This window comes from Bradyrhizobium sp. 45, assembly GCF_023073155.1.
GTDB lineage: Bacteria > Pseudomonadota > Alphaproteobacteria > Rhizobiales > Xanthobacteraceae > Bradyrhizobium > Bradyrhizobium canariense_D.
The window spans coordinates 229,116-240,182 of sequence record NZ_JADPIX010000155.1 but is presented as its reverse complement, the minus strand read 5'-3'; the positions used below and the strand labels follow the sequence as shown (position 1 = coordinate 240,182).

Annotated in this window: 8 protein-coding genes; 7 read left to right on the top strand and 1 reads right to left on the bottom strand. The window is 60.0% G+C overall.

Translation table 11 applies throughout. From position 1 onward, the window contains the following. Positions 1-581: 581 nt before the first annotated feature. The 4 genes from clpB to IVB42_RS41430 all read left to right on the top strand — a co-directional run bounded on the left by clpB (position 582) and on the right by IVB42_RS41430 (position 7,162). Positions 582-3,221, top strand: a complete 2,640-nt coding sequence (clpB, locus tag IVB42_RS41445; protein WP_247472208.1) for an ATP-dependent chaperone ClpB — start codon at positions 582-584, stop codon at positions 3,219-3,221. Between the two features lie 139 nt (positions 3,222-3,360). Further along, positions 3,361-3,669 carry a UBP-type zinc finger domain-containing protein gene (locus tag IVB42_RS41440; RefSeq protein ID WP_247464915.1) on the top strand — a complete coding sequence of 103 codons (309 nt, stop codon included), beginning with the start codon at positions 3,361-3,363 and terminating at the stop codon, positions 3,667-3,669. Positions 3,670-3,826: 157 nt separating this feature from the next. After that, a complete protein-coding gene (locus IVB42_RS41435) occupies positions 3,827-5,401 on the top strand; it encodes an aldehyde dehydrogenase family protein (RefSeq protein WP_247472207.1) in 1,575 nt (524 codons plus the stop codon). Between the two features lie 12 nt (positions 5,402-5,413). Next, positions 5,414-7,162, top strand: a complete 1,749-nt coding sequence (locus tag IVB42_RS41430; RefSeq protein WP_247464909.1) for a cyclic nucleotide-binding domain-containing thioredoxin-disulfide reductase — start codon at positions 5,414-5,416, stop codon at positions 7,160-7,162. 242 nt (positions 7,163-7,404) lie between these two features. Here the strand turns inward: IVB42_RS41430 and IVB42_RS41425 are convergent, their stop codons facing one another. After that, positions 7,405-7,560 carry a hypothetical protein gene (locus IVB42_RS41425; RefSeq protein ID WP_247464906.1) on the bottom strand — a complete coding sequence of 52 codons (156 nt, stop codon included), beginning with the start codon at positions 7,558-7,560 and terminating at the stop codon, positions 7,405-7,407. Between the two features lie 330 nt (positions 7,561-7,890). On the opposite strand from IVB42_RS41425, the gene IVB42_RS41420 reads away from it, so the two are divergent. The 3 genes from IVB42_RS41420 (at position 7,891) to IVB42_RS41410 (ending at position 10,332) form a co-directional block, all read left to right on the top strand. Then, complete coding sequence (locus IVB42_RS41420) at positions 7,891-8,733, top strand: aldo/keto reductase (RefSeq protein ID WP_247472210.1); 843 nt, start codon at positions 7,891-7,893, stop codon at positions 8,731-8,733. A gap of 18 nt (positions 8,734-8,751) precedes the next feature. Then, the gene (trxC, locus tag IVB42_RS41415) at positions 8,752-9,213 is read left to right on the top strand and encodes a thioredoxin TrxC (protein ID WP_247472206.1); all 462 of its coding nucleotides are present in this window, start codon (positions 8,752-8,754) and stop codon (positions 9,211-9,213) included. A gap of 726 nt (positions 9,214-9,939) precedes the next feature. Next, complete coding sequence (locus IVB42_RS41410) at positions 9,940-10,332, top strand: BLUF domain-containing protein (RefSeq protein ID WP_247472205.1); 393 nt, start codon at positions 9,940-9,942, stop codon at positions 10,330-10,332. Positions 10,333-11,067 lie beyond the last annotated feature (735 nt).

Below are 11,067 nucleotides of genomic sequence, written 5' to 3'. Positions count from 1 at the left end.
GTACTGCTTCATGGGAACTCCTTCGAATCATTTGATTGCGAGGGCTCAACGATAACGGAGCTTGTCTGCCACGAGCGCCGACCGCAATTACGTCATCGTGTTCAAATATTGCAGGCCGAATGATAGGCGAGATCGATCAGGATGTCCTGTTAGGCGACGACGTAGGAACCCGCTCCGCGAGGGTGTCGCCAATGAACTATGCGGTATGATCTGATCGCAGCGTTCGAGGGACGAGAAGCAAGAATCGCCACGTCTTGAGCGATGCGAGACGGCTGCGGTGAGACGTCCGGTCCGAGCGGTTAGCTGGTGCGGACAGACAGGGCACCGCTCAAACGCGGCGATATGAGTGCTTCAGCATCGACGACGAAAACCGCTTGGCGAGTTGACGAATGTCAGTGCGAGCTTGCGGAAACCCAAAGAGCATGCCGCGTGCGTGCCTTGCGGACAATCCACTAACGGCGGGCGGTTGGGCGATCAGATCGTGGACCCTGAATATCTTGATCGCGATCGAACGCAAAACCGGTACCTCCTCTTGCTGATCGCACCCTGGAGCGGAGCGGCATCGCCGAGGGAAGACGATGATGAATATTGAACGTTATACCGAGCGCTCGCGTGGTTTCATCCAATCCGCGCAATCGCTGGCGATGCGCGAAGGTCATCAGCAGTTTTCCACCCTGCATCTGCTGAAGGTTCTGCTCGATGACGGCGAGGGCCTGGCTGGCGGTTTGATCGACCGCGCCGGTGGCGATTCCCGTGCGATCTTGAAGGCGACCGAGGACGCCCTGAACAAGGTGCCGAAGGTCTCCGGTAGCGGTGCCGGGCAAGTTTATCTTGCACCCGAACTCGCGCGAGCCTTTGATGCCGCTGAAAAGGCAGCCGAGAAGGCCGGCGACAGCTTTGTCACGGTTGAGCGGCTGCTGCTCGGCCTCGCCATGGACAGGAACAGCGAGGCCGGCCAACTGCTGGCCAAGGGCGGCGTTACCCCACAGAACCTAAATGCTGCAATCGAATCCCTGCGCAAGGGCCGCACGGCCGACAGCGCGACGGCCGAGAACGCCTATGACGCGCTGAAGAAATATGCCCGCGACCTGACCCAGGCGGCGCGCGACGGCAAGCTCGATCCGGTCATCGGCCGCGACGAGGAGATCCGCCGCACCATCCAGGTGCTCTCGCGCCGGACCAAGAACAATCCTGTCCTGATCGGCGAGCCCGGCGTCGGCAAGACCGCGATCGCCGAAGGCCTCGCGTTGCGCATCGTCAATGGCGACGTGCCCGAGAGCCTCAAGGACAAGAAGCTGCTGTCGCTGGACCTCGGCGCGCTGATTGCGGGTGCAAAATATCGCGGTGAGTTCGAAGAGCGGCTGAAGGCCGTGCTCCAGGAGGTCATCGCGGGCGAGGGCAATTTCATCCTGTTCATCGACGAGATGCACACGTTGATCGGGGCCGGCAAGGCCGACGGCGCAATGGACGCGTCCAATCTGCTCAAGCCCGCGCTTGCGCGTGGCGAGCTGCACTGCATCGGCGCGACCACGCTCGACGAGTACCGCAAGCATGTCGAGAAGGATGCGGCACTGGCACGGCGCTTCCAGCCGATCTTCGTCAGCGAGCCCACGGTCGAGGATACCATCTCGATCCTCCGCGGGCTGAAGGACAAGTACGAGCAGCACCACGGCGTGCGGATCACCGATTCCGCGCTTGTTGCGGCTACAATCCTGTCCAACCGCTACATCACCGACCGTTTTCTTCCGGACAAGGCGATCGACCTGATGGACGAGGCGGCCGCGCGGCTGAAGATGCAGGTCGACTCCAAGCCGGAAGGACTCGATTCGCTCGACCGCGAGATCATCCGGCTCAAGATCGAGCAGGAGGCCCTGAAGAAGGAGAGCGATCTTGGCTCCAAGACGCGGCTTCAGGCGCTGGAGAAGGAGCTTGCCGATCTCGAGGAGAAGTCCGCGGCGTTGACCGCGCGCTGGAGCACGGAGAAGAACAAGCTTTCGAACGCCCAGAAGCTGAAGAGCGAACTCGATGCGCTTCGGGTCGAGCTTGCTAACGCGCAGCGGCGCGGCGAATTCCAGAGGGCCGGCGAGCTTGCCTATGGCAAGATTCCGGCGCTGGAGAAGCAACTGGCCGAGATCGAGGCCAATGAGAATGCGGGCGCCACGGTGGAGGAGGCAGTCACCGCCAACCATATCGCGCAGGTGGTGTCGCGCTGGACCGGCGTGCCCGTCGACAAGATGCTGGAGGGCGAGAAGGAGAAGCTTCTGAAAATGGAGGAGCAACTCGGCCAGCGCGTGGTCGGTCAGGCTGAGGCGGTGCATGCGGTCGCGACCGCTGTGCGCCGCTCGCGGGCGGGCCTGCAAGATCCGAACCGGCCGATGGGCTCGTTCATGTTTCTCGGGCCGACTGGCGTCGGCAAAACCGAGCTGACTAAAGCCTTGGCGGAGTACTTGTTCGACGACGAGACCGCGATGGTCCGCCTCGACATGTCCGAGTACATGGAGAAGCATTCGGTCTCGCGGCTGATCGGCGCGCCCCCGGGCTATGTTGGCTATGACGAGGGCGGCGCGCTAACCGAAGCGGTGCGGCGCCGGCCCTACCAGGTCGTTCTATTCGACGAGATCGAGAAAGCGCATCCGGACGTGTTCAACGTGCTCCTGCAGGTGCTCGATGACGGCCGTCTGACCGATGGCCAGGGCCGCACCGTCGATTTCCGTAACACGCTGATCATCATGACCTCGAACCTCGGTTCGGAGTTTTTGGTGAATCAGCCGGAAGGCGAGGACACCTCGGCGGTGCGCGAGCAGGTGATGGGAATGGTGCGCGGGCATTTCCGTCCCGAATTCCTCAACCGTGTCGACGAGATCATCCTGTTCCATCGGTTGCAACGCAGCGAGATGGGACGCATTGTCGAGATCCAGTTCGCCCGGCTTCAAAAGCTGCTGGAAGAGCGCAAGATCACGCTCACGCTCGATGCGGACGCCCGGGATTGGCTCGCCGCCAAGGGCTGGGATCCAGCCTATGGCGCTCGGCCGCTGAAGCGGGTGATCCAAAAATATCTGCAGGATCCCCTGGCCGAGATGATCCTCGCAGGCGAGGTGAAGGACGGCGACAAGGTCGCGATCTCCGTGGAAGGCAATGTGCTGACATTCAACGGCAAGGCGCCGCAGACGGCGGAAATAGCGCAGTTCAACGCGCCATCTCCGAAACGGCGATTGCACTGAACGGCCTACCTGGACGCCGGCATAGTGCGCTGCGCCGGGGCGTATCAGACATAACTGGTAAGGTTAGGACGGCTCGCTCAGCAACGGGCGGGGATTGAGGACAGACCGAACGCAGCGTACAGATATTAAGCAGGATGACATGGCACAGCGTTGCAGACACCTGGCAGGAATTCACGACGTCGTTCCCAAGTCCCTTGGATGTGAAGAATGCCTGCAACTAGGCGATCCGTGGCTGCACCTCCGCGTCTGCCGAACTTGCGGTCATGTCGGTTGCTGCGACCAGTCACCCAATCGACACGCGACGAAGCATTTTCATGCCACCAGTCACCCAATCATCGAAGCCTATGATCCGCCCGAAGGCTGGGGCTGGTGCTATGTTGATGAATTGATGTTTGACTTGTCGGATCGACCCACCCCGCAATTAGGTCCGATCCCAAGGTTTTATTGACGCGCTGCACGATCAGAGGCTCTGCCCGCGTGGGCGAACCTTACAGGAGCAGTCGAATGCACGATGCTTTCCCCCGTCTACGTTGACGGCTGTCAAGGTGGAACGTTGCTCGACGCGCCATCGTCAGCTGCGAAAGCAAGCTGCCAAGGAGATGGACATGGTCGCGCGCAGTGCCAGCCGTAGTTCCGACCGACAGGATGCCAAAGTACCGGATGGCACCAGAGTTCAAACGAGCGATCCGCAACCTTATGATCAGTTGGAGCTGCTGCCGATTGCCGGAAACTGGCGCCATGGGCAGGCAGAGCATAGGCTGATCGACACGAATCCATTTACCGGCGATGTCCTCCTCGAAATCAAGCAGGCCGATCGTCGGGATCTTGATACTGCGTTTGCGGCGGCTGCCAAGGCTCAGGTGCAGTGGGCTGGCTCAGCACCGGCGGCGCGGGCGCACGTGTTTCGCCGCGCGGCGGACGTGATGGAAGCGCGCCGTGGCGAAATCGTCGATTGGCTGATCAAGGAATCCGGCAGCACGCGACTGAAGGCGAACCTAGAGTGGGAAGTGACTCACACGGTCATGCTGTGGGCCACCTCGGTGCCCCATGCGGTCGAAAGCCGATCAATTCCGTCCGACATTCCGGGCAAGGAAAATCAGGTGCGGCGCAATCCGGTCGGAGTAGTCGGGGCGATCAGCCCTTGGAACTGGCCGCTCCACCTGAGCAATCGCACAATCGCGCCGGCGCTCGCGGTAGGAAACGCCGTTGTGGTGAAGCCGGCAAGTGATACGCCGGTCACGGGCGGATTGTTGTTGGCGAAAATCTTTGAGGAGGCCGGCCTGCCGGCGGGGCTCCTGAGCGTCGTTGTCGGCTCCGGCAGTGAAATCGGCGACGCGTTCGTCAGTCATCCCGTTCCACGGGTCATTTCGTTTACCGGGTCGACGCCTGTCGGTCGCAGGATCGCGGAACTTGCAGCGAAGGCGCCGATCATCAAGCGCGTTGATCTGGAGCTCGGGGGCAATGCGCCCTTCGTTGTGCTCGCGGACGCCGATCTGGACCAGGCCGTAGAGGCCGCAGTGTTCGGCAAGTTTCTACACCAGGGCCAGATCTGCATCGCTATAAACCGCATCATCGTCGAGGAGCCCGTCTATCAGACGTTCGTTGATCGCTTTACGGAGCGGGTGGCGAGATTGAAAACAGGCGATCCCCGCGATGGCGATACCATGATCGGGCCGATCATCAACAAATCGCAGCTTGAGAAGCTGATGGCACGCGTTCGCCGAGCCGGCGACGACGGCTGCAAACAATTGCTCGGAGGCGAGCCGGACGGACTCGTGTTGCCGCCGCATGTGTTCGTGAACGTCACTAACCATATGGACCTTGCAGCAGAAGAAATATTTGGTCCGGTGGCGCCGATCCTCCGGGTCAGCAATGCCGAAGAAGCCTTGGCTGTGGCCAATGAAACGAGTTTTGGACTAAGCGGCGCCGTATTCACCCGCGACGTCCACCGGGGCGTGCACTTTGCCCAGCGAATGCAGGTCGGGATGGCCCATATCAATGATCAACCCGTCATCGACCTGCCGACCTGTCCGTTTGGCGGCGAGAAAAATTCCGGCATTGGCCGATTCAACGGATCTTGGGCGATCGAGGCTTTCACGACGGACCAGTGGTTGACCACGCAGCACGCGCCGCGAGGTTTTCCCTGGAATGCTTCCGCCGTGCAGGGGCCGTGGTCCTGAAAGGGGCATAGAATGGACGACCTATCCAATACGGTTGTCGCCGGTCTCCAGACGAGCGGCAACGGCATGCTTGAGTCCCGCCACGAGCACATGTTTCCCAAATTCGCGCCGGACGAGATCGACCGCATGCGCCGGTTCGGCGAGATAAAACACTATGACGTGAATCAATATCTATTCCGGACGGGTGAGAGTCCGGCGGGCATGTTCGTCATGATTGCCGGCCGGGTATCCATCGAAGCTCGCAATCGACCTGGTCGGACGGAGAAACTGTTGGAATTGGGTGCAGGCGAAATCATCGCCGAGGTCGCCCAACTCTCCGGTGGACCCGCCCTGGTCGATGCGCGCGCGACCGAGCCCGTTGAAGCGCTGCTTGTTCTGCCGGCGAGACTTCGCGCTTTGCTGATCGCCGATGTTCAACTCGGCGAGCGCATCATGCGCGCCCTTATTTTGCGACGGGTGTTCCTCATCGAGGCGGGCGCCGGCGGCCCTTGTCTCATTGGGCATGACGGCCATCCCGGCATGGTGCGTCTGCTGGAATTTTTGGCGCGCAACGCCTATCCGCACCAGTTGCTGGACCCCGCAAAGGATCCGGATGCGCAAGCATTGTTGGAGCACTATCCTTGCAAGTCGGAAGAATTGCCGCTGGTCGTCTGTCCGAACGGGACCATTCTGAAAAATCCGAGTGAAGCTGACTTGGGGCGCGCCCTGGGGATGGTGCCTCCAGATCTCGAAGGGCGCCGATATGACGTAGCAATTGTGGGTGCTGGCCCAGGAGGACTTGCGGCTGCCGTGTATGCGGCATCCGAGGGTTTGTCGGTCGGCGTCTTCGAGGCGCGGGCATTCGGGGGGCAGGCCGGTGCCAGCAGCTGTATCGAAAATTATCTGGGATTTCCGACGGGAATTTCAGGCCAGGCGCTGGCGGGGCGGGCCTATGTGCAGGCACAGAAGTTCGGCGTGGAGATGATCATCCCCGAGACGGTCGCGAACCTTCGTTGTGAGCACTATCCATTCGCGATCGAGCTCTCCGATGGTCGGAGTGTCATCGCGCTGAGCGTAGTGATCGCGAGTGGCGCGCGCTATCGCAGGCCGAGCATACGGAATTTGGAGCATTTCGAGGGGCGGGGAGTGTGGTATTGGGCCTCCCCGATCGAGGCTCGTCTATGCCGAAACGAGGAGGTGGCGCTGGTCGGCGGAGGCAACTCCGCAGGGCAAGCGGCGGTGTTTCTAAGCCACTATGCCAAGAAAGTATGGATGCTTGTGCGGGGACCCAGCCTGGCTGCGAGTATGTCGCAATATCTGATCGATAGGATCGCGGCGACAGAGAATATCGAGTTGCTCACCTGCACGGAGATCGTAGGGTTATCGGGTAACGAGCAGGGCCAGTTGGAACAGGTCCGCTGGCGCGACAGGACAGGCGCGGAAGTTGAGAGAACAATCCGCAACGTCTTCATGTTCATCGGTGCAGAGCCCGCAACGGAGTGGCTCAGCGGTTGCAACGTCAGCCGCGACAGCAAGGGGTTCGTGCGAACAGGCTCGAACATACCCCCTGACGACCTTCTATCGGCTGCCGGCGCGAGCGTGCCATCGCTCGAGTCGAACGTGGCGGGTGTGTTTGCAGTGGGTGATGTTCGTTTCGGATCCGTCAAGCGCGTTGGCGCGGCAATCGGCGAGGGAGCAACCGTTGTGCCGCAGATTCACGCGTTTCTGGAGATGGTGCGGACCAGCCGAAGCGAAGAGCTCGTGCAAGCCGCCGCGGAATGATAAAGAGCTGCAAGCGGTTCGTGAAGAAGATCGCTCGCATATGACGCTTGTCAATGCGAGTGGCGGCGAAAAATGGCAAACCTGTCCAATGAGCGCGCAACTTCTCCCGACAAGATGCCGCCGCCGCGCCCAGAGGGCGTGCGGCAGTTCCAACGACTGTTTCGCGAGGCAGCTGGTCTCAACTCGGACAAGGCTGCCCTCAAGCGCTGCGAGGATTTCATGACCACAGGATTCGTCGGCTGTTACTGCGCGCCGAGGCCGACGCCAAAGCTGGCGGCGACGTCCTGATCGAGCCATGGAACCTCCCGATCACCGCCGGCCTTCAGGAGTGCATCGTGCAATTCAGGAAGATGGATGAAACGATAGAACTGGCGCCGATCCTCGGCCGTCTCGCTCATCGGCCGCCGCTGCAATTCAGCTATAGCGACGAGACCGAAGCAACTGCCGGACCCTGCCGGGGGATTGAGCGTCGCGGTCGCACGAGCATTGAAGATCATCGAGCCGGAATTGAAAATCCGCAGACCACGCAGCGGGAGCTCGCCTTCGCGGATATTCGAGCTGCTGCTGTAACCTGTAGCACCTAATCTTGCTGGAGTTCGCACATCGATATCGAATTCATTTTTTGATGACCTCGTTTAACGAGCTCGGCAGGGGCGATGTTCAATTTGAAATCCGTCGCTCGGGCCAGCATGAAGATGTGAATGATCAGGGAGTGCCCTATGACTCTGATGGAGACCACTCGGACAATCGCGCTTCCTTCAGGTGAACATATTCCGAGGCTCGGCCAAGGGACTTGGCACATGGCCGAAAATCCGCTGAACCGATCGCAGGAAGTCAACGCGCTGCGTCTCGGCATCGATCTCGGCATGAGTCTGATCGATACTGCCGAAATGTATGCGGACGGTGGTGCCGAGCTTATCGTCGGCGAGGCTATCAAAGGGCGGCGGGAAGAGATTTTTCTGGTGAGCAAGGTGCTACCTCAGAACGCCACGCGGCACGGCACAATGGCGGCCTGCGACCGAAGCCTGGCTCGGCTTGGAGTCGATGAGATTGACCTCTATCTGCTGCATTGGCGGGGGTCGGTTCCGCTGGAAGAGACCGTCGATGCCTTCGAAACTCTGGTGGGTGCGGGTAAGATCCGAAACTGGGGCGTCAGTAATTTCGACGTTGCCGACATGCAGGAACTCGTCGACTTGCCCAATGGTGCAAACGTTGCGACCGATCAGGTGCTCTACAACCTCGCGCGCCGCGGCATCGAGTACGATCTCATGCCTATGTGCCAGCGCAGCGGCCTGCCGGTTATGGCCTATTCACCGATCGAGCAGGGTCGTGTGTTGCATCACCTCACGCTCAAGACGATTGCAGCGCGCCTCGACGCGACACCGGCACAAGTGGCGCTGGCTTGGGTGCTGCGCCAGGATGGCGTATGTGCGATACCGCAATCAGGCAAGCCGGAGCATGTGCGCGAGAACCGTGGCGCGCTCGACGTTCGGCTGACGCCTCAGGATCTGGCCGAGCTCGATGAAATCTTTCCGCCGCCGGATGGCAAACAACCTCTGGCATCCCACTGATTCAGGAGACATTGAGCCATGAGCGATGAGGTGCGCCACATCGTTTGCCCACATTGCACGAGCACCAACCGCATTCCGGCCCGGAGGGATGCGCGCCAGGCGAAATGCGGACACTGTCGACAGCACCTCTTTACGGGACATTCAATGCCGGTTTCCGCCCGCAGCTTCGCCACTCACATCCAGCGCAACGATATTCCGGTCGTGGTCGATTTTTGGGCGGCATGGTGCGGGCCTTGCAAGGCGATGGCGCCGGCGTTCGAGCTCGCCGCCAGCGAGTTCGAACCCGAGCTTCGCTTCCTGAAGGTTGACACCGAGGCGGAAGCGGAGCTCTCGGCCCGCTACAACATTCGAAGCATTCCGACCCTGATGCTATTTCACAGAGGCAACGTCGTCGTTCAACGCGCCGGCGCCGTCGGTGCCGAGGCTTTGCGCGACTGGTTGCGCCAGCATGCGCCTTCAGCCGCGCCTGCACCCTCATGAGTTTCAGCAAAGGGTGCCTTTCCCTAGCTGACAGGCTCCGGGGAGCATAGGAAGGCCCAGAAAACGTTGAGTAGGATCGCCAACATCTATGACGACCTCGCGCGGCGAGCCAAGTTGATCCGCACCGTTCAGGACGCCGCAGAGTAATGCCGCTATGGATGATCGGCTTACTTGGAACCATCGCTAAATTTTCAGCGAGTACTCATCGCGTCTGCACTATCGACGGAGATGGTGGTTCGCGCCGTGATCGCCGGTGCACCGAGAGTACCTAGGCCATCGGGGCTCCGGCGGTTCCGCGTCCGAGTTTCACAACTTACCTCAAGTGCACTTTTGAACCACATCGCTCTCCCGTCTGTTGACCCATGAATGGAGAAAGGAGGCCCCAATGCCTCGTTACTACTTTCATCAGCATGTGCGTGGCGAAAGGACTGAAGACCGGCGTGGGGAACTATTCCCGACCAACGCAGCAGCATGTCACCGAGCCGCGGAGCGTATGCCGACCGGCCTGAAGAGAGCTGCGGAGCGTTCGCGCAACACCTATGTGACCACCGAAGTCACTGACGGCATTCGGACACTATTCGTGGTGAGGGGAACAGTCATTGTTGAACGGCGGTAAAGCTGCCTCGGCGCTGTGCTGACTGTGGTTTTTGCACTCTTGTTGATTTTCGCGAATAACACTGCCGCAATTGGCGTCTTCTTTCGAGCGGGAAGGATCGAAACGTATAGATGTTTGCAACGTGGCTCTACGTCAGTTCCAGTTCGCTCGGGCAGAATGCTGACGCCGAGATCGCCAACATTCGAAGTATCGCGGAAGCTCGAAATCATGAACTTGGGCTAACGGGTGTTTTGCTGTTCTCCGGTCGCCACTTTGCTCAGTTCCTTGAAGGCGCAGAGGCTAACCTCGATATCATGAAGGGTTCGATTGGTAGCGATGATAGGCATACCGGCCTTGTGACGTTGCAGGCAGACCCGGTCGAAAAAAGAAGGTACGGGCGTTGGGCATTGGCTTATTCGGGCTGGGCCACCCATATCGACGGGGTCCTTGCTGACGCTCTGCGAAAAAACGACGGGGGAAAACTATTGCGCTACATGGACGAGTTTGTAGCGAAGCGTCACTGAATCTGCTCTTTCCCAAATTGAAGCGCGCCTGAAGCTGATCATCTGAGGCGTTTTCTGATCCGGGAAGGCGATGTCAAACCTCGTGATCGCCACATCAATCGCAATCCCTACCTGGGCCGTACGTATAACGATGCTCTCTTTCCGCCCACTCTTGCCAACCCGATTAAGGACCGTGCCATGCGCGAGCCAATGGGCAACGGTCCCAATTGGCGCTGTACGGGTTTCCGACGCGGGCAAGGCGGCGTTGTCGATAGCAGGCAGCATTCCGCAGCCGGCAGCGGCCAGGGTGGCCGCGCACTCGAAGTCGCCGCGATGGAAATGATCGATGGCTGCGTGTATTTGGCGCATCGAAGCGTATCTGACAGAGGTTTGGATGAATGGCAGGCTGATTATTTTGATCTCTCCGTCTCGGTCGCTATCCAACGGAGCTCACGTGGTGGCCGCAGTTCGCCGTTAAAGAGGTTCGAGATATCCCGTCGCTGCATCGGATCGCTGCAAGTGGCGCCTATCCGGCTGGCGCTGGTCTGTCGGTTGCGAACCAGACGCAGCATTTTTGCGCATTCTGGACAAAGATATGACCCAAAGCTTCTGTCCATCGGTACTTGCCCTGTTTGAACAGTCGATGTTTTTCTACATTGCCGAGATTGCGGCCATGATGCTCGTCAATGAATTGAGAAGAAGTTGCCCAGAGAGGCTTGCTGGTGGCCCAGGACTGGTAGGGCGAGCGGAAGGGAG